The following is a 21,443-nucleotide window of genomic DNA, read 5'->3' as shown; positions in this document are numbered from 1 at the left end:
GCACGGCGATAGGTGTCTTCGTCATCCGTCCTCTCCTCAGTTTCCGACACCATCATAGTGCCGGAGCATAAGGGGCGGGCCATTCCATAAAAACGCGGGCGAAACCGAAGTCCGCCCGCGCCTTTTTCGTGTGCCTGCTAGAACTTGAAGCCGGCACCCACGCCGTAGCGGCGCGGTTCCAGTGTGAAGATGTTGGTGAAAAGGCCCGACGAGGCGTCGGTGACGTAAAGGCCCGTGGTGGCGCTGTTATCCAGAAGGTTCTGGACGAAACCCCGGATGTACCAGCGATCGTTTGCCCCGTTCAGCTGCAGCTGGGCGTTGATCTGGGCGTAGCCCGAGATCTTGTTGACCTGCCCGTTGAAGATGCTGCCGTAGCTTTCCCCGGTGTAGGTGAGATCGACGCGCGGGACGAGCGACATGCCGTTGTCGAAGTCCGCCGTGTACTGCGCGCCCACCGAGAACTTGTAGTTCGGCGCCTGCGGCAGCTGGTTGCCCTTCAGGTTGACCTCCACGCCGGAGGGCGCGACGGTCACGCCGCCGAACAGCGAACCGGCCGAGGCGGCGGCTGCGGTAAGCACGCTGCAGATGCTGAACGCGCCCGTCGCGTCGATCCCGCTGCCCGACGGGAACGGCGTCGTGCCGCCGAGCGGCGCCTCGTTCGGCTGCGATCCCGTTCTGGGGACGAGCCCCCCCGTGGTGACGATGCTCGGGTTGATGACGTTCGCGTTCACGTAGTTCACGAACGCATTGGCGCCTGCGGCATTTCCGGGGGTGGTGGGCACCACGGCGCAGTTCGATGCGTTGGTGATGTCCTTGATGATGACCGTGTCGGAACGTCCCCCGGAAGGGTCGCGCGGGTTGGACAGGAACTTGTTGCTCGCGACCTTGGTGTGCAGGTAGCTGAAGCCCACATTGAACAGCAGGCCGCGCGTCGGGCTGAGGATGGCATCACCCTCGACGCCGTAGATGTCGGCATCGACGTTGTCGTTCACCGAGGTGCGGGCGACGATGCGGCTCAGCTGCAGGCCCTTGTACTTGTAGTAAAAGGCCGTGAGGTTGAGCTGCAGCGTCCCGTCGAGGAAGGTGTTCTTGGAGCCGATCTCGAAGGAGTCGATGAATTCCGGTTCAAAGCTGTCGGAGACCGCGAAGATCGGCGAGAGAGGCGGGTTGATACCGCCCGATTTGTACCCGCGCGAGTAGGATGCATAGAGCAGGTTGTCGTCGGTGATCTTGAAGTCGAACACGGCGCGGCCGGTCCACTCCTTGAACGAGACCCGGCGCTCCTGAATGATCTGGTTGCCCGGAAGGCCCGGGTCGGCATCGTAGAGGCCGACGAAGGGGGAATCGAAAGCCTCGTCGATCCCGTGCGGGGCGAGGAAGTTCGCAAGCGTCGTGCGCGCCCGCACCAGTTTCTTGTCGTTGTTGTAGCGAATGCCGAGCGTCAGCTTCGCGCGGTCGCTGAACTCGTAATAGGCCTCGCCGAAAATGCCGTAGGACTTCAGGCGGAAGTAATCGGTGTTGTTGCGGTACGAGGGCGTCGCGAGGAAGCTTGCGGGCAGGCCGTTGCTGTAGGAGTTGAAAGCCCCCAGAACGCCGGCCGCATAATCGAGGCCGAAGGCGTTCACATAATAGCTGTTCTCGGTCAGTTTCAGGTCCGCGTAGATACCGCCGATCAGGAAGTTGAGCGGGCCGTCGAAGTTGCTGGTGAGAATGCCTTCGATCGACCAGTCGCTGCTGGTCTGGACGGACCGGTCGAAGTCCTGGGGCGTCATGGCGCAGACGACGTGGCCGCCGTAGCTGCCCGTACCGCTCGGCTCGGCGGCCGATGTGCAAAGTTCTCCGCCCGGACCGCCGGGGATGAGGGCCGATGCGACCGGGGCGAGATAGCTCGACAGGCCCGGCGGCAGGGGAATCAGGCCGTTGGCGCCGGCGTAGAGCGCCGACAGGCCCGGCGTGAACCCGGCGCGGTTCTGCACCGACAGATTGTAATCCTGCTGCGAATCGACGCGGCTGCGGTGGTAGAGGCCGGTCAGCCGCGCTGTGAAGGCGCCGATGTCCTGCGTGATGCGGGCCTGATACTGTTCCTCGTCCGTGAAGTAGGTGGGCGTGAAGTCGGTGTTCACCTTGCGCACGTCGGCGGGGTTGGTGAACCCGGCGTAGACGTCGGTGCCGTAGAGGCTGCCGAGCGCGAAGGCGGCCGGCAATCCTTGTGCCGTGAAGAATTCGCGCGACGTCAGGATCGAGGCGACCGTCGCGTTGCCGTTCAGCGTCTCGAATTTCAGATCGCCGGGAAGACAGCCCAGAATGCCGGTCGGGTCGCGCTGGCACTTCTGTTTCTGGATGCGTGCGCGGTTGTCGTCCTCGCGGAAATAGTAGCCCATCAGGTCGATCGTCGTGGAATCCGTCGGTTCCCACCGCAGCGAGCCGCGAATGGCATACATGTCGCGATCGTCGATATCGTTGCCGTCGTAGAGGTTCTGCGTGTAGCCGTCGCGCTTCTGGTAGAAGCCGGCGAGGCGGATGCCGAGCGTGTCGGTGAGCGGCAGATTGATCATGCCCTTCAGCTTGTAGGCGTTGAAATTGCCGTATTCGGCATCCCCGGCGGCGCTTATGCCCGAAAGGTCGGGCTTGGCGGTCACGAGGTTGACGACGCCCGAGGTGGCGTTGCGCCCGAACAGCGTGCCTTGCGGGCCGCGCAGCACCTCGATGCGTTCAAGGTCGAAGAATTCGGTTTCGAACAGCCGGGTCTGCAGCAGCGGGGTGTCGTTGACGTGGACGGCCGTGGCCGAATCGCAGGTGACGCCGACACAAAGGTCGCCGATGCCGCGGATCGTGAAGCTGGATGCGGTGAAGTTGCCCTTGCTGAACGTCACGTTCGGCAGGGAAAGTTGAAGGTCGCTTGAATTCTCGATCTGCTGGCGATCCATCGCCTCGGCTGAAAACGCGCTGACGGCGATCGGCACGTCCTGCAGGGATTCCGCCTGCCGCTGGGCGGTGACGATGATGGTTTCGATGCCGGAGTCGGTCTGTTCGCTGACCTGCGCGAGCGCAGGCGAGGCGGCGAGGACGGCAAATGCGGAGGCGCTGGAAATAAAGACACTACGGGCGCTGAAACGAGACTGCATGACGAGTACCCTCCCAAGGTTACCGTTGCATCCGCACGCCTGTTCTGGTGTGGCGTGTCGGACGGCGGAGGGAGACTCGGCCCATTACAGCGATAGCCTCCCCTATACCGCTCGAACCACATAGAAACCCGGATTCAAGGGCTTGTCCAGCGATGCCGCGCCACCCCCCGGTTTTGAACAGGGTTATTGACACCGCTGACAGCAAACCGTTGCCGGATTGCAACGCTTGTGGCGTTCCGGACTATCGGTTTTTGCAGGGTAAGCATCGCGAAGCGTTGCGGCTTTCGCAAGCGAGGCGTTTCGCCTAAAGCGGGCGCCGCTATGGCAACACACCCGAAATCCTCTGCTCTCGATCTCCTCCGCGAGGCCGCCGGCCCCGGCGGCTGGTCCGATGATCCCGAGCGTCTTGCACCCAAGCTCACCGACTGGCGCGGCCAGAAGACGGGCGTTTCCCCGCTGCTGCTGCTGCCGCGCGATACGGAAACGCTCGCGCGGATCGTCCGGGTCGCGAACGAAACCGGCACGCCGCTCGTGCCGCAGGGGGGCAATACGGGCCTGGTCGGTGCGGGGATCCCGGAAGACGACGGCGCCGCCGTTCTCGTCTCGATGGACCGCATGAACCGTATCCGGGCGCTCGACGCGCCGGGTTTCACCGTCGTGGCCGAGGCGGGCGTGATCCTTGAGGTGCTGCACAAGGCCGCCGAAGAGGCGGACTGCATGTTCCCGCTCTCGCTCGGCGCGAAGGGATCGGCGACGATCGGCGGTCTCATTTCCACGAATGCGGGCGGCACGCAGGTGCTCCGCTTCGGCAATATGCGCGCGCAGGTGATCGGGCTCGAGGCGGTGCTGCCCGACGGCAGCATCCTCGATCAGCTCACCCCGCTGCGGAAGGACAATACCGGCTACGACATCAAGCAGCTGCTGATCGGCGCGGAGGGCACGCTCGGCTTCGTCACCGCCGCGTCGCTGCGGCTGGTGCCTGCCCCGCGCGAAGTGGCGACGGCGTTCGTCGCGCTCGCCGATCCGCACGCGGCGCTCACGCTGCTCGGCGGCCTCAAGAAGGCCACGGGCGACAACATCGATTCCTTCGAGCTGATTCCCCGTCTCGGAATGGACCTCGTGTTGCAGCACATCCCCGGCGTGCGCGATCCCCTGGCGGAGGTCTATCCGTGGTACGTGCTCGTCGAAGCGACGTCGGCGATGGCCGGGGATACGCAGCGGCAGGCGCTGGAGGCGGGGCTCGCCGCCGCCTTCGAGGATGGGCTGGTGCTTGATGCCGCGCTCGCCGAGAACCGCACGCAGGGCCTCGATTTCTGGCGCCTGCGCGAAGATCTGCCGGAAGCCGAGCGTGTCGACGGGCCCTCGGTGAAGCACGATGTGTCGGTCCCGGTGTCGGATATGCCGCGTTTCATGGAAGAGGCGACGCGGATCATCACGGCGGATTGGCCGGGCACAGAGGTGCTGGCGTTCGGGCACCTGGGCGACGGCAACGTCCACTACAACGTCAGAACGCCCGATCCCGGCCCGCGCACCGCGCTGATGGCGCAACGCAACGAACTCAGCGAACAGGTCTACGACATCGTCGCGCGTTACGGCGGCTCGATCAGTGCCGAGCACGGCATCGGCACGGCGAAAGCCAAAACGCTCGCCCGCCTCGGCAATCCCGCGAAACTCGCCGCAATGCGTGCGGTAAAGGCCGCGCTCGACCCGAACAACATCATGAACCCGGGCAAGATCTTCGTCTGAAGACTCAGGCGGGAACCCCGAACAGGTCCGTCTCGTCGGCATCCTCGATGCGCACGCGCACGATGTCCCCTGGCGCGGCACTCGTGTCGCGCAGCAGTACCTGACCGTCGATCTCGGGCGCGTCCCATTGTGAGCGTCCGGTCGCGCCGCCCTCGCCGTCGGCCTCGTCGATGATCACGTCGATCTCGCGGCCGATGCGGCACTGCAGGCGCGCGGCTGAAATCCGCGCCTGCGCCGCCATGAAGCGGTGCCAGCGCTCTTCCTTCACCTCTTCGGGAACGGCGCCGTCCAGCGCATTGGCGGCCGCGCCTTCGACGGCTTCGTACTTGAAGCACCCAGCGCGATCGATTCCGGCCTCTTCCAGCCAGTCGAGCAGGTAACGGAAATCGTCCTCCGTCTCGCCCGGAAACCCGACGATGAAGGTGGAGCGGATGGCGAGATCGGGCACGATTGATCGCCAGGACCGAATCCGCTCCAGCACCTTCGCCTCGTTCGCGGGCCGCGCCATGCGGCGCAGCACCGCCGGGCTCGCGTGCTGGAAGGGAATGTCGAGATAGGGCAGCACCAGCCCCTCCGCCATCAGCGGCATCAGCTGATCGACGTGCGGGTAGGGGTAGATGTAGTGCATCCGCACCCACGCGCCGAGCTTGCCCAGATCACGCGCCAGATCGGTGATGTGGGCGCGATATTCGCGCCCCTCCCACTTCGACGCGGCGTGGCGGATGTCGACGCCGTAGGCCGACGTGTCCTGGCTGATGACCAGCAGTTCCTTGGTGCCCGCCTCCACCAGCTTCGCCGCCTCGCGCACCACGGCGGCGGCGGGGCGGCTGACGAGATCGCCCCGCAGGCTGGGGATGATGCAGAACTTGCAGCGGTGGTTGCAGCCTTCGGAAATCTTCAGATACGAATAGTGGCGCGGGGTGAGTTTAAGCCCCGCCTCGGGCACCAGATCGACGAACGGGGAGGGCACCGGCGGCGCGGCCGCGTGCACGGCTTCGACGACAGCCTCGTACTGATGCGAGCCCGTTACCGCGAGCACATCGGGAAAGCGCGCGCGGATCACGTCGGCCTCGTTCCCCATGCACCCGGTCACGATCACGCGGCCATTCTCGGCGATCGCCTCGCCGATCGCGGCAAGGCTCTCTGCCTTCGCGGAATCCAGGAACCCGCAGGTGTTCACCAGCACTACGTCCGCGCCCGCATAGTCCGGGCTCATCGCATAGCCGTCCGACCGCAGCTTGGTCAGAATCCGCTCGCTGTCGACCAGCGCCTTCGGGCAGCCGAGCGACACCATGCCGACCTTCGGCGGCTGAGGAAGCGTTTTCACGGTCATGAGACGCGCGCCACTGAAGCAAGACGCGACGAAAGGCAAGTGGGCGTCACGTTCTATCCGGCCCTCTCCGTCACCCCGGCGCAGGCCGGGGCCCATACAACCCCACTCATGGATCCCGGCCTACGCCGGGATGACGGAAAGGGCGTGAGGACGGCGTCGGAGGTAAAACAGCCGCAACCTCACCCCACCCCCGGCAGATGCGGCAGCGGGTCGACAGGTTTCTTGCCCTGACGGATTTCGAAGTGAAGCTGCGGTTCGTCGACCGAGCCGGTCTTGCCGACGCGGGCGATGGGGTCGCCCTGGCGTACCGTGTCGCCGCGGATCACGAGCAGGTCTTCGGCGTGGGCGTACGCCGTCACCCAGCCGCCCTCGTGCTTCAGCAGCACGAGGTTGCCGAAGCCCTCCACGGCGTTTCCTGCGTAGGCGACGACGCCGCTTGCCGCCGCGCGGATCGGGGTGCCGGCGGGTGCGCGCAGGTTGATGCCGTCGTTGTAGAGGCCGCCGGATTTCGCGCCGAAGCGGCTGATGAGCCTGCCGTCCACCGGGGCCATGAAACGTCCGTTGAAGGCGGGTGCGGCCGGCAGCGCGGCTGCAGCCTGCGGCGGTGCCGTCTCGCCCGCCGGGTGCGCGGCGGCGGCGGCTTCGGTCGCCGCCGGTTCGCTGCCGGTGATGAGATCGTCGATGTCGAGCGTGAAGGCGGCGGCGCGCTCGGCGAGCGTCATCTCGCGCACCTGCGCTTTCGTCGGCAGGCGCAGCCGCTGGCCGACGCGCAGCGTGTAGGGCGCCTTCAGCGCGTTGGTGGAGACGACCTGCTCCCAGTCCGCGCCGTACGCGCGGGCGATGGTGATCCCGGTCTCGCCCGTCTTCACCGTGTGGTAGCGCCCGGCCGGAATCTTCAGCACCTGCCCCACCTCGATCGTGTAGGGCGGCAAAATGGCGTTCGCCTGCGCGATCGCCTGCACCGAAGAGCCGGTGCGTTCGCCGATCTGCGACAGCGTGTCGCCGCGCGCCACCGTCACCGTCTGTGCCGGTACGTCGACAGCGTCCGCGATCACTTTCGCCGGTTTCCACGGCGCGCGCCGGGGCTGAACGGGCGCGGGCGTCGGCGCCGCCGAGATCGGTTTTTTCGGCGTTGGCGTGGGAAACTGCGGCCGCGACGGCGCCGAACAGGCGGCGAGCGTCAGCGCGAACAGGACAGCGAAGCGGAACATGGCAATGTCTCTAACCTACCGACTCGCGGATTTGAATCGCAGATGCGCTTCAGCCCAGATGCTTCATCGCATCCCTGAGCGCATTCATCGTCTCGTAGTGCGTCAGGTCGAGGTGCAGCGGTGTCACCGAAATCAGCCCTTCGTGCGTCGCCTGCAGATCGGTCAGGTGCCCGGCTTCGGATGCCTCGCGGCCCAGGCCGAACCAGTAATAGGAGAAGCCGCGCGGATCGACGCGCTTTTCGATGGCGGTGGCGCCGTAGTCGCGCAGGCCCTGCTCGGTCACGCGCACGCCCTTCACCGCGTCTGGCGCGACGGCGGGGAAGTTCACGTTCATCAGCACGCCCTTCGGCCACGTCTTCGCGGCAAGCGCCCGCACTACGGTGGCGCCCCACTTTGTAGCCGTTTCGAACGCCTGCACGGCGGGCATCTCGCCCAGGCACTGGCTGAGCGCGATGGCGGGGACGCCGTAGAGCGTCGCTTCCATCGCCGCCGAAACCGTGCCCGAATAGGTGACGTCTTCCGCAAGATTGGCGCCGCGGTTGACCCCGGACAGCACGAGATCGGGCGGGCTGTCCTTCATCAGCAGGCCGAGCGCCATCATCACGCTGTCGGTGGGCGTGCCGCGCACGGCGAAGCGCCGCTCGCCGTGCTTCTGCAGCCGGATCGGCTGCGAGAGCGTCAGCGAATGGCCCGCGCCCGATTGTTCCTCGGCGGGCGCGACCACCCAGATGTCGTCGGTGATTTCGCGCGCGATCGCTTCGAGCACGGCCATGCCCGGCGCGTGATAGCCGTCGTCGTTGGTGAGCAGTAACCTCATGGGCGCAGCGCCTCCAGCCCGCCCATATAGGGCCGCAGCGCTTCGGGGATCGTCACCGATCCGTCCGCCTGCTGATAATTCTCCAGCACCGCGACGAGCGTGCGGCCGACCGCGAGCCCGGAGCCGTTCAGCGTGTGGACGAACGCCGTGCCCTTCTCTCCGCCTGCGCGGTGGCGCGCGTTCATGCGCCGCGCCTGGAAGTCGCCGCAGTTGGAAACGCTCGAAATCTCGCGGTAGCAGTTCTGCCCCGGCAGCCAGACCTCCAGGTCATGCGTCTTGCGCGACGCAAAGCCCATGTCGCCGGTGCACAGCAGCATCACACGATAGGGAAGCCCGAGCGCCTGCAGGATTCCTTCGGCGCATTCGGTCATGCGCCCGTGCTCGGCTTCGGACTGGTCGGGCGCGGCAATCACCACCATCTCGACCTTTTCGAACTGGTGCTGGCGGATCATGCCCTTGGTGTCCCGCCCGGCAGACCCCGCCTCGGCGCGGAAGCAGGGGGAAAGCGCGGTCAGGCGCAGCGGCAGGCTCGCGCTGTCGAGGATATCGCCCGCGACGAGGTTCGTCAGCGAGACCTCGGCAGTCGGGATCAGCCAGCGGCCGTCCGTCGTCTGGAACATGTCGTCGCCGAACTTGGGAAGCTGGCCGACGCCGTACACCGCCTCGTCGCGCACCAGCAGCGGCACGGCGGTCTCGGTGAAGCCGTTCTCCACCTGCCGGTCGAGCATGAACTGCGCGAGCGCGCGGTGCAGCCGGGCAACGCCGCCGCTCATCACCGCAAAGCGCGCGCCGGAAAGTTTCGCGGCGCGTTCGAAATCAAGGCCCAGCGGCGCGGCCACGGCGTCGTGCTCCCTGGGTTCGAACGCAAAGGCGCGGGGTTCGCCCCACGTTTTCAGAACGACGTTCGCGGTTTCGTCCGGCCCTTCCGGCACATCGGCGGCGGGCAGGTTCGGGATGCCCGAAAGCCTTGCATTCAGCGCCTCGGAAAGTTCGCGCTCCTTCGCTTCAAGGTCCGGGATGCGCGTCTTCAGTTCGCTCACCTCCGCCATCAGCGCGGCGGCGGCGGCGTCATCCTTCTGTGCCTTCGCGGCGCCGATCGCCTTCGAAGCCTCGTTGCGGCGCGTCAGCGCGGCCTGCAGCGTCGTCACCGTTTCGCGCAGCGCCGCGTCCTGGGCGATGATTTCGGCCGACAGCGGCGCAAGGCCGCGTCGCGCCAGACCCAGATCAAATTCGGCGGGGTTTTCCCGGATAGAGCGGATATCATGCATGGCGCTGGCTCTATGGAACGCCGGCCACGGCCTCGCAACCGCTTTCGACCTGCTTCGTTGATGCGTCACACAGGCAGAAAAGGAGACGCCATGATCCTCCCGCACAAGACCGAGATTTGCGTTGCCGACGGGCGCAAGCTTTTGCTCCTCGTCAATGAGGGCGACACGAAGTTCCCCGATCTCCAGGTGATCCGCGAGGAAGAGCAGGAATTGCGGCCTGATCGGGAGCTTTCGAGCGACCGGCCGGGCCGCAGTTTCCAGAGCGTGGGCGCGCGGCGCAGCAGCTACGAGGAAACCGATTTCAAGCAGCTGGCCGAAGACCGCTTCGCTGTCGAAGTCACGGAAATCCTGAAAAAACGTGCGCTTTCGGGGAAAACCGACCGCCTCGTCATCATCGCGCCCCCAGCCACGCTCGGCGAGATGCGCAAGCATTACCACAAGGAGGTTTCGGGCCGCATCGTCGGAGAGATCGCCAAGGAGGCGACCAATCTGCCGCCGGACGCGATTGCGGCGATGGTGGCGGCTGCATAAGACCCTTTGCGGCGCATGGATGTCCGCGCTATGCGAGGCATCCATGCAGCCCGCCATCGAAATCCGCGACCTCGAAAAAACCTATTCGGACGGCAAGCGCGCCCTGAAAGGCGTCAGCTTCGATGTGCCGCGCGGCCAGATCTTCGGCCTGCTCGGCCCCAACGGCGCGGGCAAGTCGACGCTCATCAACATCCTCGCGGGCCTTGTGAACAAGACGGGCGGCGGCGCGCGCATCTGGGGCTTCGACATCGACGAGGATCGCCGGAACGCCAAGCGCGCGATCGGTATCGTGCCGCAGGAAATCCTGTTCGACGCCTTCTTCACGCCGTTCGAAACGCTGGAAATTCACGCCGGGCTCTACGCCGTGCCGAAGTCCGAGCGCCGCACGATGGAAATTCTCCGCGCGCTCCGGCTCGAAGACAAGGCGCACGCCTACGCCCGCACGCTCTCGGGCGGCATGAAGCGCCGACTGCTGATCGGCAAGGCGCTCGTCCACAATCCGCCGATCCTGATCCTCGACGAGCCCACCGCGGGCGTCGATATCGAGCTTCGCCAGCAGCTCTGGTCCTATGTGCGCCAGCTCCATGCGGCGGGCACGACAGTGGTGCTCACCACGCACTATCTCGAAGAGGCCGAGGAGCTTTGCGACCGCATCGCCATCATCAACCACGGCGAGGTGGTGGCGAACGACGAGACGCACGCGCTGCTCGCAAGTGCGAAGGAAAAATGCCTGATCGTCACGTTGGACCGCGATCTCGATAGCCCGCCCGCCGGCCTACCGGCCGAAAAGATCGAGCTGAAGGGCACCCGCCAGCTCACCCTCACCTACAACCGCAGCGTGCTTACTGCCGGAGAGCTGCTGCAGGCGATCAGCGCCACGGGCCTCGGCGTCGTGGATGTCACCACGCGCGAGGCGGATCTTGAAGACGTGTTCCTCCACCTCACCCAGCAGCGGGCCGCCTGACGTGCAGTTCGACGTCCTCGTCATCGGCTCGGGCGCCGCCGGGCTCACCTGCGCGCTCAACCTCGCGCAGCATTTCCGCGTCGGGGTGCTCTCGAAGGCGGACCTGTCGGCGGGGTCGACGGCGTGGGCGCAGGGCGGCATCGCCGCCGTGCTGGAGCCGGGCGACACGTTCGAAAGCCACATCGAAGATACGATGGTGGCGGGCGCGGGGCTCAACCAACGCGATATCGTCGAGTTCGTCGTCGAGAACGCCCCCGCCGCGATCGAGCGCCTCGCCGAGATCGGCGTGCCCTTCAACGCAGGCGGCACCGAGCGCTGGCACCTCACGCGCGAGGGCGGCCACAGTCACCGCCGCATCGTCCACGTTGATGATGCGACCGGCTGGGCGGTGCAGCAGGCGCTTGAAAAGGCCGCTGCCGCCAGCCCCAACATCACGCTGCTGCCGGACAGGGTGGGCATCGATCTCGTCACCAGCCGTCACGGGGAGCGCTATTCGGGCGACGGCCACGTCTGGGGTGTCTACGCGCTCAACCGCGCAACCGGCCGCGTCGAGACGCTGACCGCGCACGCGACCGTGCTCGCGACCGGCGGCGCGGGCCGCACCTATCTGTTCTCCACCGCGCCGCGCGGCGCCACGGGAGACGGCATCGCCATGGCGTGGCGCGCGGGCTGCCGCGTCGCCAACATGGAATTCATGCAGTTCCACCCGACCTGCCTCTACAATCTGGAGGTCAAGAACTTCCTCATCACGGAAGCCGTGCGCGGCGAGGGCGGGCATCTGAAGCTGCCCCCCGGCGTCCCCGGCGGCGGCGAGCGTTTCATGCCGCGCTTCGATCCCCGCGCCGAGCTTGCGCCGCGCGATATCGTCGCGCGCGCCATCGATCACGAGATCAAGCGCCTCGGCCTCGATTACGTGCACCTCGATATCAGCCACATGGGCGCCGATTTCGTGAAGGGCCACTTCCCGAACATCTACGAGAAGCTGCTCGGCCTCGGCATCGACATGACGAAGGCGCCGATCCCGGTCGTGCCTGCGCAGCACTACACCTGCGGCGGCGTCGTCATCGACCGCGACGGGAAGACCGACCTGCCCGGCCTCTATGCGGCGGGAGAGGTCAGCCACTCCGGCCTCCACGGCGCCAATCGCCTCGCCTCCAATTCGCTCCTCGAATGCTTCGTGTTCGGCGAAGCGGCGGCGAAACATATCACCGCGAACTGGGGCGGGCTCGCATCCCCGCCGCCGATCCGCGCATGGGACGAAAGCCGCGTCACCGATTCGGACGAAGAGGTCGTCATCAAGCAGAACTGGACGGAAATCCGCCGGTTCATGTGGAACTATGTCGGCATCGTCCGCACCACCAAGCGGCTGGAACGCGCGCAGCACCGCATCAAGCTGCTCACCGGCGAGGTCGAGGATTTCTACGGCCACTTCCGCGTCACGCCCGATCTCATCGAGCTGCGCAATCTGCTGACCGCCGCCGACCTCATCGTCCGCTCCGCGCTCCGCCGCCACGAAAGCCGCGGGCTGCATTACACACTCGATTACCCGCAGCCCTCGCCGGTCGCCGAAGACACGGTGCTGATCCCCTAACGGATCAAGCGCACCTCCACGCCGGAGGCGTCCGCGATGTCTACCCAGGCGCGGTCGGTCGTTATGGCCGGTACGCCGAGCGCCTTTGCAAGGGCAAGGCAACTTCGGTCGCCGAGTGAAAGTCCCGCCGCCCGCGTCGATGCACGCAGCGCGCCGATGGATATTGCCATCGCCGTGTCCACGTCATGAACCTCAAGCTCGAGATCGGTGAGCGTGGCGACGATCGTCTCCTGCGGTACGCCCTTGTCCGCCAGCTTGGTTGCGACTTCGGCGATATTGTTCGCACAGATCGCTGCAGCGTCGGCGACCGCCGCGACCTTTTCGCCGCCCGGCTCGCCCCAAAGCATGGCCAGCACGGCAGACGAATCGAGGACGATATCAGCCACGCCGGCCGGTTTCGTTTCTGTCCTCGGCGCGGCGTTCGCGAATCAGTTCGTCGGATATCCGCTCGCCGGTTTTGACGAACGACCTCAGCCGGCCGCGCGCGCGTTCCAGGCGCTGGGCGAAGGTCATGATACGCACCCCCTCGCTGTCCTGTTCGAAGAAAACCTTGCCCGCGCCTTCAAGGCCGAGCGCGCGGCGAACGTCGGCGGGCAGGTTCATGCGCCCGTTCGCGCCCACCGGTACGGCGCGTCCGAACCCTTCGGTATGTCTGGGTGAGGTGTTCATGATAGGAGAATAAGCAATTTAGGGAGAATTTTCAATTCTCATCTTTCATCCCGGTTCTCGCCAACGTCGCACCCGCTTGCTAAACGCTCGTCCATGACCGACGCCTCCAAGCATCTCTACCTCGTCGACGGGTCGAGCTTCATCTTCCGTGCCTACCACCGGCTGCCGCCACTCACAGACCCGGAAGGCACGCCGGTCAACGCCGTGTTCGGCTTCACGGCGATGCTGTGGAAGCTGATCGAGGAGCTGAACCGCGGCGAAAGTCCCACGCATCTGGCGGTCATCCTCGATGCCTCGAAGCGCAGCTTCCGCATGGAAATCTATCCCGAATACAAGGCGAACCGGCCCGAGCCGCCCGAAGACCTGATCCCGCAGTTCCCGCTGATCCGCGATGCCGTGCGCGCTTTCTCGGTGCCCTGCATCGAGGAGATCGGCATCGAGGCCGACGACATCATCGCCGCCTACGCCGTGAAGGCGCGCGAAGACGGCATGAAGGTCACCATCGTCTCGTCGGACAAGGATCTGATGCAGCTCGTCGGCGGCGGCATCGACATGCTCGATACGATGCGCGACCTCCGCATGGACGTGGCGCATGTCGAGGAGAAGTTCGGCGTGCCGCCCGAGAAGGTCGGCGATGTGCTGGCGCTGATGGGCGACGCGGTCGACAACATTCCCGGCGTGCGCGGCGTCGGCCCCAAGACGGCGACGCAGCTCATCCAGGAATACGGCGACGTCGAGACGCTGATCGCCCGCGCCGGCGAGATCAAGCGCGACAAATTGCGCGAGATGATCCAGTCGAGCGTCGATGACATCCGCATGTCGCGCGTGCTCGTCACGCTGAAAACCGACTGGCCGCTCGCCGAGCCCATCGAGAGCTTCGCGCTGAAGGAGCCGCCGCACGAGCCTCTCGCCGCGTTCTTCAAGAAGCACGGTTTCCGAACGCTGCTCGCGAAGCTCGGCAAGCACAGCGCGGAGGAAATGTCCGCCGGGCGCGCCGGCGCGCCGCTGCCTGCGCCCGATGCCTTCTCGCCGGCGCTGCTGCCCTTCGAGCACGACACGTACGAGACGGTGACGACGCTCGAAGCGCTCGATATCTGGATCGCGGAGGCCTTCGCGGCCGGCACCGTGGCGGTCGACACCGAAACCGACAGCCTCGATGCGATGCGCGCCAATCTTGTCGGCGTCAGCCTCGCGACCGCGCCGAACCGCGCCTGCTACATTCCGCTCGGTCATGTCGCCGTCGAGGGGCTGCTCGGCGAGACGCCCGTGCAGGTGGACCGCGCGGAGGCGCTTGCCCGGCTGAAACCGCTGCTCGCCGATCCGGCGACGCTCAAGGTCGGCCAGAACCTCAAGTACGACATGCTCGTGCTGTCGCGCCTCGGTATCACCATCGCGCCGTTCGACGACACGATGCTGATCTCCTACGCGCTCGATTCGGGCAAGGCGCAGGAAAACGCTGCGCCTGCCGGGCACGGCATGGATGCGCTTTCGGTGCGCACGCTCGGCCACACGCCGGTCGCCTTCAAGACCGTCGCGGGCACCGGCAAGGCGCAGGTCACCTTCGACAAGGTGCCGCTCGACGCCGCGACGAAATACGCCGCCGAGGACGCCGATTGCACGCTGCGTCTCTGGCAGCACCTGAAGCCGCGTCTGTGGCGGGAAAAGGTCACGCGCGTTTACGAAACCCTCGAACGCCCGCTCGTCCCCGTGCTGATGCGCATGGAACGCCGCGGCATCAAGGTGGACCGCGCCGCGCTCGCGCGGCTTTCGGCGGATTATGCGCACGGCCTCGAACGGCTGGAGGGGGAAATCCATGCGCTCGCAGGCGGTCCTTTCAACGTCGCCTCGCCGCGCCAGCTCGGCGAAATTCTTTTCGGGCAGATGGGCCTGCAGGGCGGCAAGAAATCGGGCAAGACCGGCGCGTACTCCACCGATGTCGATGTGCTCGATCGCCTCGCCGGCGAAGGTGTCCCAATCGCCCAGAAAGTGCTGGACTGGCGCCAGCTCGCCAAGCTGAAGTCCACGTACACCGATACCCTGCAGGAGCAGATCAACCCGGAAACGGGCCGCGTCCACACCAGCTACGCGCTCGCCTCCACCACCACGGGGCGGCTGTCCTCCACCGATCCCAACCTCCAGAACATCCCCGTCCGCACCGAGGAGGGGCGCAAGATCCGCGATGCCTTCGTTCCCGAGGGCGGAAACGTGCTGCTCTCGGCGGATTACAGCCAGATCGAGCTGCGGCTGCTTGCCGAGATCGCGGAGATTCCGCAGCTCAGGCAGGCCTTCGCCGACGGGCTCGACATTCACGCGATGACCGCCTCTGAAATGTTCGGCGTGCCGATGGCGGAAATGACATCGCTCGTGCGGCGTCAGGCGAAGGCGATCAATTTCGGCATCATCTACGGCATCTCGGCGTTCGGCCTCGCGCGCAATCTCGGCATCGATCGCGGCGCGGCGGGGGATTATATCAAGCGCTATTTCGAACGCTTCCCCGGCATCCGCGATTACATGGAGCGCACGAAGATGGGCGCGCGCGAGATCGGCTATGTCGAAACACTGTTCGGCCGCCGCATCCACACGCCGCTCATCAAGTCGTCGAACCAGGCCGAGCGGGCCTTCGGGGAGCGCGCCGCGATCAATGCCCCGCTGCAGGGCACGGCGGCGGACATCATCCGCCGCGCCATGATCCGCATCGAGGATGCGCTCGAGGCGGAAGGCCTCTCCGACGCGCGCATGCTGCTGCAGGTGCACGACGAACTGGTGTTCGAAGTGCCGACCGAAAAGGCTGCGGCGGCAGGCGCGATCATCAAGCGCGTGATGGAAGATGCCTGCGCCCCGGTTGTCGAACTCGCCGTTCCGCTCGTGGTCGAGGTCGGCACCGGCCAGAACTGGAACGCCGCTCACTAATCTCCCTCGCCCCATCGGGGAGAGGGCCGGGGAGAGGGCCGGGGAGAGGGGCAAACAAAGATGGTAATGCTGGTGCGCACCGCGCCGGTGTCACCAACCCGACTTTTCACTGTCACCAAATCGTCATCGAACGCGCCTAGGCGGCGTGGCATACAGAACGCCCAATTCAAGCGGAGACGTAGACCCCATGCGCATCACCAGCCTCGCCCTTGCCGGTATCGGCCTCATGGCGCTCGCCGCCTGCGATTCGTCTCCCGCGCCCACGCCCCCGGCTGGCGGCGACACGGCCGCGACCGGCGGCGTCAATGTCTCCGGCCCGGCGCTTCGTATCGTCGGCTCGTCCACCGTGTATCCGTTCACCACGGCGGTTGCCGAAAACTTCCGCCGCAAATATCCGGCGGCGGCTGCGCCGATCGTCGAATCGACCGGCACCGGCGGCGGCATCAAGCTGTTCTGCGGCGGCGTCGGCACGCAGCACCCGGACATCGCCAACGCTTCGCGCCGCATCAAGAAAAGCGAGGTCGAGCTTTGCGCGACGAACGGCGTCAAGCAGATTGTCGAGGTGCAGGTCGGGCTTGATGGCCTCGCACTCGCGCAGTCGAAAACCGATGCGGACATGGCGCTGACCACCCGGCAGGTGTTTCTTGCCCTTGCAGCGACGAAGCCCGACGGTTCGAAGAACACCGTGCAGAATTGGAACGAGGTCGATCCCAAACTCCCGAACCGCAAGATCGAGGTGCTCGGCCCTCCGCCGACGTCGGGAACGCGCGATTCGTTCAACGAGCTCATCATGGAAGTGGGCTGCAGCACCTTCCCGGAACTCAAGGCGCTCAAGGCGTCCAACGAAGAGGAATACAAGTCCCGCTGCACGCGCCTTCGCGAGGACGGCGTTTATGTCGAAGCCGGCGAGAACGACAATCTCATCGTCCAGAAACTCGTCGCCAATCCGCGCGCGATCGGCGCGTTCGGCTATTCGTATCTCGAAGAAAATCTCGACAAATTGAAGGGTGTTTCGCTCGACGGTATCGAACCGGAATACGATGTCATCGCCAGCGGCGAGTACCCCGCCTCGCGTGCGATGTTCATCTATGTGAAGGGTGAACATGCCCGCGCGAAACCCGCGCTTGCCGTGTTCCTGCAGGAATACACGAGTGAAGCGGCGTGGGGGCCGGATGGCTATCTCAAGGGGCGCGGGCTCATCGCGTCGCCCGATGCTGTCCGCAGTGCCACCGCTGCGGCCACAGCCGCGCTGACACCGCTCGACGCCGCTGCGCTCGACTAGCACGGCGCGTCTCGCGCGGCGTGCGGATTGCTGCTAGCCGGTGCGGATGAAACGCTTCCGCATCATCACCTTCGCCGCCGGAACTCTGCTCGCGGCAAGCGAGCTGGCCCGGTGGTGGGGAAGTCCGCGCCTCGTCCCGCTCGCTTTTGACGAGGTTCTGATCGGCGCGGCGCTCGCATTTGCCGCGCTGGCGACCCGGCGCCTCGGCCCCGGCGGGCTTGCAGCCGCATGGGGCGCCTTCTGCGGTCTCATGCTTTCGCTGCTCGTTCCCACGCTCGATCATCTGCTCAACGGCCCGCCGAAGCCAAGCGCGGGCTTCTACGGCGTCGTACTCACGGCGATGCTGGCGCTCGGCGTCGCGGCGCTTGCCCATGCGCTGACCCTCGGGAGGGAAGGCCGCCGCGCCCGTTGAAGCCCTTGGTGCCCACGGCCGGGATCGAACCGGCAAGGGAGAAACTCCCGAGGGATTTTAAGTCCCTTGCGTCTACCAATTCCGCCACGTGGGCCGCTGCGGTGTCGGGCGTGCCTAGCGTCTCTAGATCGCGCCGTCGAGGGGGTCGTGTCCGGCGGCGGAGAGCGCCTGCATCAGCCGCGCGGCGGCGTCGTCGAGCGCGGGCTGTTCGCGGCTGCGGATCACGAAGTTGGCGCCGATGCGCCCCTCCCGCCAGAAGGGATAGCTGCCGATCTGGATGCCCGGCTTTTCCCGCTCCACCGCGATCAGCAGTTCGGAGACGCTGCTTTCGGGCACCCACGCGCCCACCGTGCGGTCGAGCACGGGCAGCCCGCCTTCGAGCTTGCCGTCGAGCCCTGCGAGCATGCCCTGCGTGATCTTGGGCACGCCCGCCAGCATGAACACGTTGCCGATGCGAATGCCGGGCGCGCCGGAAACCGGGTTTTCGATCAGGTCGGCGCCTTCGGGCACGCGCGCCATGCGCAGCCGCGCCTCGGTGATGCGTTCGCCGTAATACTGGCGCAGCATCGCTTCGGCTGCGGGGTGCAGCACGACAGGCAGGCCCAGCGCCTCGGCGACCGCGTCGACGCTGATGTCGTCGTGGGTCGGCCCGATGCCGCCGGTGGTGAACACATAGTCGCACTCTGCGCGGCAGGCATTGACGGCGCTGACGATGGCACCCATCTGATCGGCGACGACGCGCGCCTCGGCAAGCTGTATGCCCTGAATGTTAAGCCATTTCGCGAGATAGGCGAGGTTGGCGTCCTGGGTTCGGCCGGAGAGAATCTCGTCGCCGATGACGACGAGCGCGGCGGTCCAGATGCGGGTTTCGGCCATGCGGCTATCCGTAGCCGCAGCCGCCGACAGGGTAAAGCGTGATGGCGCGGCGATGCGCGACCGTTGCCCGATCGGATCAGTTTGGGTATTCAGAGCGCGTTAGGATAGGGCCATGGATATGGAAGTTTCAGACGTCATTCTCGATGCGTCGGGCATCAAGCTGCACGGCCCCGAAGCGTTCGAAGGCATGCGCCGCGCGGGCCGGCTCGCCGCGGCGGCGCTCGATATGCTGGTGCCGCACGTCGTGCCCGGCGCCCGCACGATCGATCTCGACACGATGGTCTATGAATTCGTGCGCGAGCGCGGCGGCGTTCCCGCCACCGTGTTCTACAAGGGCTACAGCCATTCCAGCTGCATCAGCATCAACCACGTCGTCTGCCACGGCATCCCCAGCGCGAAGAAGCTGGTAAAGGGCGATATCGCCAATATCGACATCACCGTCATCGTCGACGGCTGGCACGGCGATACCAGCCGCATGTTCCTTGTCGGCGATGTGCCGCTCAAGGCGCGCCGCCTTGTCGATATCACCTATGAATGCCTGATGCGCGGTATCGCGGCGGCGAAACCCGGCAACCGCCTCGGCGACATCGGCCACGCCATCCAGTCTTACGCCGAAGAGCAGCGCTGCGGCATCGTGCGCGATTTCTGCGGGCACGGTCTCGGGCGCGTGTTCCACGACGAGCCGAGCGTCGTCCATGTCGGCAAGCCGGGGCGCGGCGTGCTGCTGAAGCCGGGCATGTTCTTCACGATCGAGCCGATGATCAATCTCGGCCGCGCCGACGTGAAGGTGCTCGACGATGGCTGGACGGCGGTCACGCGCGACCGCTCGCTTTCCGCGCAGTTCGAACATTCGATCGGCATCACCGAAACCGGCTGCGAGATCTTCACGAAGTCCCCCGGCGGCTTCGACCACCCGCCCTACGCGGCCTGACCGCCCACCTCCCAAGAACCGTCACCCTGAACTCGTTTCAGGGTCCATGCGGCGGTGCGGCGGCGCTGCCCTATGGATGCTGAAACGAGTTCAGCATGACCGAGGGCAGGATGTGGCGGTTCACAGCGCCAGCGACATGCACACGCTGTAGGGGTCTTCGCGATAATCCCCGAACGGCGGGCACAGCGTGAAACCGCGGCTCGCATAGAGCAGCCGCGCGGCGTCGAACGCGGCGGGCGTTCCGGTCTCCAGGCTCAGCCGGGCATAGCCGCGCCGCCGCGCCTCCTCGATGATGTGGTCCAGCAGAACCGTCGCGACGCCGCGCCTGCGGTGGCGCTCGTCGGTCCGCATCGATTTGATCTCGCCGTGCTTCGCGTCGAGTTCGCGCAGCGCGCCGCAGCCCAGCAGCACGCCTTCGTCCCACACCGTCCAGAAGGTGATCTCGGGCACGCGCAGCGCGTCGAGGTCCAGCGCATGAACGCTTTCGGCGGGCGAATGGCGGTGCATCTCGTCGAGATGCGCCTGCAGCATCGCGGCGATTTCGGGCCCTTGCAGATCGTCGAGGCGAATTTCCATCAGCGCAGCGCCTTCTGCAGCACTGCGATCAGCCGGTCGCAGTCGGTATCGTCGTTATAGAGATGCGGCGTCACGCGCAGCGATCGGCCGCGCAGCGACACGAAGACGTTTTCCCGGGCCAGGCGTTCGGGCAGCCCGGCGGGCACGTCTCCCGGAAAGCCGAGCGAAAGAAAATGCGGCGCCCGCGTGGCCGGATCGGGCGCCAGAAGGCCGATGCCGCGCGCCGCCTCGCCGAGCGCGAGATTTCGCGCGCCCAGCGTTTCGGCGATGTTCGCGACGCCCCAGCCGATCAGCATGTCGATCGCGGCGGCGGCGCCCATCACCTGCGGCGGGTTTGATTTCTCGCCCATGTCGAACCGGCGCGCGCCGGGCTGGAAATCGTCGCGGTAATCGACCAGCCGGGAAAAATCCTCGCTGCCGCCCCGGTTCATCCAGTTGTGCTCAATGGGTGTGCCGCCCTGATGCTTGGGCGCGACATACAGCATGGCAGTGCCGTAGGGGCCCATGCCCCACTTGTAGCAGGCCGCGACCATGAAATCGGGCTGCACGCGGCCTGCGTCGAACGGCAGCGCGCCGATCGACTGGGTAAGATCGAGCGCGAGCGCCGCCCCGGCCTTGCGGCAGGCCGCGCCCACGGCGTCCAGATCGACGAAGCCGCCGTCCGCCCAGTGGCAGTTCGGCACGGCGACGATGCCCGTGTCCGGGCCGATCGCGGCGAGCACGGCGGGCGTCCACGCCTCGCCGTCTCCGCGCGTCACCGTCACGATGCGCGCGCCCTGCGCGGTGGCGTGCTCGCGCCAGACGTAGAGGTTGGAGGGGAACTGGTCCGCCAGCACGATAATCTCCTGCCCGGGCCTCAGCGGCAGGTTCCGCGCGGCGACCGCGAGTCCGTAGCTGACGGAGGGGACGAGCGCGAAATCGTCCGGGCGGCCCCCGGCAAGCGCCGCGAACCGGGTGCGCAGCGCTTCGGTGTGCGCGAAAAAGTCCGCAGGCGTGTACGTCCAGGGTGCGGTTTTCAGCGCTGCACCTTTGTTGATCGCCTCGGTGACGTCGCGGGCGAGCGGGGACATGTAGGCGCAGTTCAGGTACGCGACATCGCGCGGGATCTCGAAGCGGTCGCGCTGGCAGGGGATGATGCTCATCTTTCTTTTAAGCCAGAACGGCCCGGCGCCCGCAAGGGACTGGCCCAGCCCCCCGGCTT

The 21,443-nt window shown here is 66.3% G+C and carries 18 protein-coding genes and 1 tRNA gene; 8 read left to right on the top strand and 11 right to left on the bottom strand.

Annotated features, from left to right (window positions below):
• Positions 1 to 137: 137 nt before the first annotated feature.
• A complete protein-coding gene (locus GGQ98_RS14800; protein ID WP_184070871.1) occupies positions 138 to 3,125 on the bottom strand; it encodes a TonB-dependent receptor in 2,988 nt (995 codons plus the stop codon).
• A gap of 321 nt (positions 3,126 to 3,446) precedes the next feature.
• On the opposite strand from GGQ98_RS14800, the gene GGQ98_RS14795 reads away from it, so the two are divergent.
• The gene (locus tag GGQ98_RS14795) at positions 3,447 to 4,871 is read left to right on the top strand and encodes an FAD-binding oxidoreductase (protein WP_184070870.1); all 1,425 of its coding nucleotides are present in this window, start codon (positions 3,447 to 3,449) and stop codon (positions 4,869 to 4,871) included.
• A gap of 4 nt (positions 4,872 to 4,875) precedes the next feature.
• Here the strand turns inward: GGQ98_RS14795 and rimO are convergent, their stop codons facing one another.
• The 4 genes from rimO to serS form a co-directional block, all read right to left on the bottom strand.
• Positions 4,876 to 6,204 (bottom strand): 30S ribosomal protein S12 methylthiotransferase RimO, encoded by a 1,329-nt coding sequence (gene rimO, locus GGQ98_RS14790; protein ID WP_184070867.1) that lies wholly within the window; start codon positions 6,202 to 6,204, stop codon positions 4,876 to 4,878.
• Between the two features lie 179 nt (positions 6,205 to 6,383).
• Positions 6,384 to 7,415: a peptidoglycan DD-metalloendopeptidase family protein gene (locus tag GGQ98_RS14785; RefSeq protein WP_184070865.1), complete on the bottom strand. Its 1,032-nt coding sequence runs from the start codon at positions 7,413 to 7,415 to the stop codon at positions 6,384 to 6,386.
• Between the two features lie 49 nt (positions 7,416 to 7,464).
• Positions 7,465 to 8,232: a 5'/3'-nucleotidase SurE gene (gene surE / locus GGQ98_RS14780; RefSeq protein WP_184070863.1), complete on the bottom strand. Its 768-nt coding sequence runs from the start codon at positions 8,230 to 8,232 to the stop codon at positions 7,465 to 7,467.
• Positions 8,229 to 9,500, bottom strand: a complete 1,272-nt coding sequence (serS, locus tag GGQ98_RS14775; protein ID WP_184070861.1) for a serine--tRNA ligase — start codon at positions 9,498 to 9,500, stop codon at positions 8,229 to 8,231. The genes surE and serS overlap by 4 nt, the downstream gene beginning before the upstream one ends.
• A 90-nt stretch (positions 9,501 to 9,590) precedes the next feature.
• On the opposite strand from serS, the gene GGQ98_RS14770 reads away from it, so the two are divergent.
• The 3 genes from GGQ98_RS14770 to nadB are packed head-to-tail and all read left to right on the top strand — an operon-like array spanning position 9,591 to position 12,586.
• Positions 9,591 to 10,031, top strand: a complete 441-nt coding sequence (locus GGQ98_RS14770) for a host attachment family protein (RefSeq protein WP_184070859.1) — start codon at positions 9,591 to 9,593, stop codon at positions 10,029 to 10,031.
• A 43-nt stretch (positions 10,032 to 10,074) separates the two neighbouring features.
• A complete protein-coding gene (locus GGQ98_RS14765; RefSeq protein ID WP_243451914.1) occupies positions 10,075 to 10,995 on the top strand; it encodes an ABC transporter ATP-binding protein in 921 nt (306 codons plus the stop codon).
• 1 nt (position 10,996) lies between these two features.
• A complete protein-coding gene (gene nadB / locus GGQ98_RS14760) occupies positions 10,997 to 12,586 on the top strand; it encodes an L-aspartate oxidase (RefSeq protein ID WP_341534225.1) in 1,590 nt (529 codons plus the stop codon).
• Here the strand turns inward: nadB and GGQ98_RS14755 are convergent.
• On the bottom strand, positions 12,583 to 12,972 hold the full coding sequence (locus GGQ98_RS14755; RefSeq protein WP_184070854.1) for a PIN domain-containing protein: 390 nt from the start codon (positions 12,970 to 12,972) through the stop codon (positions 12,583 to 12,585). The genes nadB and GGQ98_RS14755 overlap by 4 nt on opposite strands.
• Positions 12,965 to 13,255 carry an AbrB/MazE/SpoVT family DNA-binding domain-containing protein gene (locus GGQ98_RS14750; protein WP_184070852.1) on the bottom strand — a complete coding sequence of 97 codons (291 nt, stop codon included), beginning with the start codon at positions 13,253 to 13,255 and terminating at the stop codon, positions 12,965 to 12,967. The genes GGQ98_RS14755 and GGQ98_RS14750 overlap by 8 nt, the downstream gene beginning before the upstream one ends.
• A 93-nt stretch (positions 13,256 to 13,348) precedes the next feature.
• Here GGQ98_RS14750 and polA point away from each other — a divergent pair, with 93 nt between their 5' ends.
• The 3 genes from polA (at position 13,349) to GGQ98_RS14735 (ending at position 17,859) form a co-directional block, all read left to right on the top strand.
• Positions 13,349 to 16,165 carry a DNA polymerase I gene (gene polA, locus GGQ98_RS14745; RefSeq protein ID WP_184070850.1) on the top strand — a complete coding sequence of 939 codons (2,817 nt, stop codon included), beginning with the start codon at positions 13,349 to 13,351 and terminating at the stop codon, positions 16,163 to 16,165.
• Between the two features lie 187 nt (positions 16,166 to 16,352).
• Positions 16,353 to 17,447 (top strand): substrate-binding domain-containing protein, encoded by a 1,095-nt coding sequence (locus tag GGQ98_RS14740; RefSeq protein ID WP_184070848.1) that lies wholly within the window; start codon positions 16,353 to 16,355, stop codon positions 17,445 to 17,447.
• A gap of 46 nt (positions 17,448 to 17,493) precedes the next feature.
• Complete coding sequence (locus tag GGQ98_RS14735; RefSeq protein ID WP_184070846.1) at positions 17,494 to 17,859, top strand: hypothetical protein; 366 nt, start codon at positions 17,494 to 17,496, stop codon at positions 17,857 to 17,859.
• A 6-nt stretch (positions 17,860 to 17,865) separates the two neighbouring features.
• On the opposite strand, the gene GGQ98_RS14730 is transcribed toward GGQ98_RS14735, so the two are convergent.
• Both GGQ98_RS14730 and GGQ98_RS14725 read right to left on the bottom strand, forming a co-directional pair.
• Positions 17,866 to 17,953: transfer RNA gene (locus GGQ98_RS14730), tRNA-Leu, on the bottom strand.
• A gap of 29 nt (positions 17,954 to 17,982) precedes the next feature.
• The gene (locus GGQ98_RS14725; RefSeq protein ID WP_184070844.1) at positions 17,983 to 18,735 is read right to left on the bottom strand and encodes a competence/damage-inducible protein A; all 753 of its coding nucleotides are present in this window, start codon (positions 18,733 to 18,735) and stop codon (positions 17,983 to 17,985) included.
• 112 nt (positions 18,736 to 18,847) lie between these two features.
• Here GGQ98_RS14725 and map point away from each other — a divergent pair, with 112 nt between their 5' ends.
• Positions 18,848 to 19,666 carry a type I methionyl aminopeptidase gene (gene map / locus GGQ98_RS14720; protein ID WP_184070842.1) on the top strand — a complete coding sequence of 273 codons (819 nt, stop codon included), beginning with the start codon at positions 18,848 to 18,850 and terminating at the stop codon, positions 19,664 to 19,666.
• A 120-nt stretch (positions 19,667 to 19,786) separates the two neighbouring features.
• Here map and GGQ98_RS14715 read toward each other — a convergent pair whose 3' ends face one another.
• Positions 19,787 to 20,242 (bottom strand): GNAT family N-acetyltransferase, encoded by a 456-nt coding sequence (locus GGQ98_RS14715; protein WP_184070840.1) that lies wholly within the window; start codon positions 20,240 to 20,242, stop codon positions 19,787 to 19,789.
• Positions 20,242 to 21,384 (bottom strand): aminotransferase class V-fold PLP-dependent enzyme, encoded by a 1,143-nt coding sequence (locus GGQ98_RS14710; RefSeq protein WP_184070838.1) that lies wholly within the window; start codon positions 21,382 to 21,384, stop codon positions 20,242 to 20,244. The genes GGQ98_RS14715 and GGQ98_RS14710 overlap by 1 nt, the downstream gene beginning before the upstream one ends.
• Positions 21,385 to 21,443: the final 59 nt, after the last annotated feature.

The sequence above is a fragment of the Sphingosinicella soli genome (genome assembly GCF_014199685.1).
GTDB lineage: Bacteria > Pseudomonadota > Alphaproteobacteria > Sphingomonadales > Sphingomonadaceae > Sphingosinicella > Sphingosinicella soli.
This window is presented reverse-complemented; position numbering and strand designations above follow the sequence as displayed.

Excerpts from the sequence above, each read along its gene's own strand:
- GGQ98_RS14750 (WP_184070852.1), bottom strand. The coding sequence starts at position 13,255 with ATGAACACCTCACCCAGACATACCGAAGGGTTCGGACGCGCCGTACCG.
- surE (WP_184070863.1), bottom strand. The coding sequence starts at position 8,232 with ATGAGGTTACTGCTCACCAACGACGACGGCTATCACGCGCCGGGCATG.
- GGQ98_RS14715 (WP_184070840.1), bottom strand. The coding sequence starts at position 20,242 with ATGGAAATTCGCCTCGACGATCTGCAAGGGCCCGAAATCGCCGCGATG.
- GGQ98_RS14740 (WP_184070848.1), top strand. The coding sequence starts at position 16,353 with ATGCGCATCACCAGCCTCGCCCTTGCCGGTATCGGCCTCATGGCGCTC.
- GGQ98_RS14795 (WP_184070870.1), top strand. The coding sequence starts at position 3,447 with ATGGCAACACACCCGAAATCCTCTGCTCTCGATCTCCTCCGCGAGGCC.
- polA (WP_184070850.1), top strand. The coding sequence starts at position 13,349 with ATGACCGACGCCTCCAAGCATCTCTACCTCGTCGACGGGTCGAGCTTC.
- GGQ98_RS14710 (WP_184070838.1), bottom strand. The coding sequence starts at position 21,384 with ATGAGCATCATCCCCTGCCAGCGCGACCGCTTCGAGATCCCGCGCGAT.
- GGQ98_RS14765 (WP_243451914.1), top strand. The coding sequence starts at position 10,075 with ATGCAGCCCGCCATCGAAATCCGCGACCTCGAAAAAACCTATTCGGAC.
- rimO (WP_184070867.1), bottom strand. The coding sequence starts at position 6,204 with ATGACCGTGAAAACGCTTCCTCAGCCGCCGAAGGTCGGCATGGTGTCG.
- map (WP_184070842.1), top strand. The coding sequence starts at position 18,848 with ATGGATATGGAAGTTTCAGACGTCATTCTCGATGCGTCGGGCATCAAG.
- GGQ98_RS14800 (WP_184070871.1), bottom strand. The coding sequence starts at position 3,125 with ATGCAGTCTCGTTTCAGCGCCCGTAGTGTCTTTATTTCCAGCGCCTCC.
- serS (WP_184070861.1), bottom strand. The coding sequence starts at position 9,500 with ATGCATGATATCCGCTCTATCCGGGAAAACCCCGCCGAATTTGATCTG.
- GGQ98_RS14785 (WP_184070865.1), bottom strand. The coding sequence starts at position 7,415 with ATGTTCCGCTTCGCTGTCCTGTTCGCGCTGACGCTCGCCGCCTGTTCG.
- GGQ98_RS14735 (WP_184070846.1), top strand. The coding sequence starts at position 17,494 with ATGAAACGCTTCCGCATCATCACCTTCGCCGCCGGAACTCTGCTCGCG.
- GGQ98_RS14725 (WP_184070844.1), bottom strand. The coding sequence starts at position 18,735 with ATGGCCGAAACCCGCATCTGGACCGCCGCGCTCGTCGTCATCGGCGAC.
- GGQ98_RS14770 (WP_184070859.1), top strand. The coding sequence starts at position 9,591 with ATGATCCTCCCGCACAAGACCGAGATTTGCGTTGCCGACGGGCGCAAG.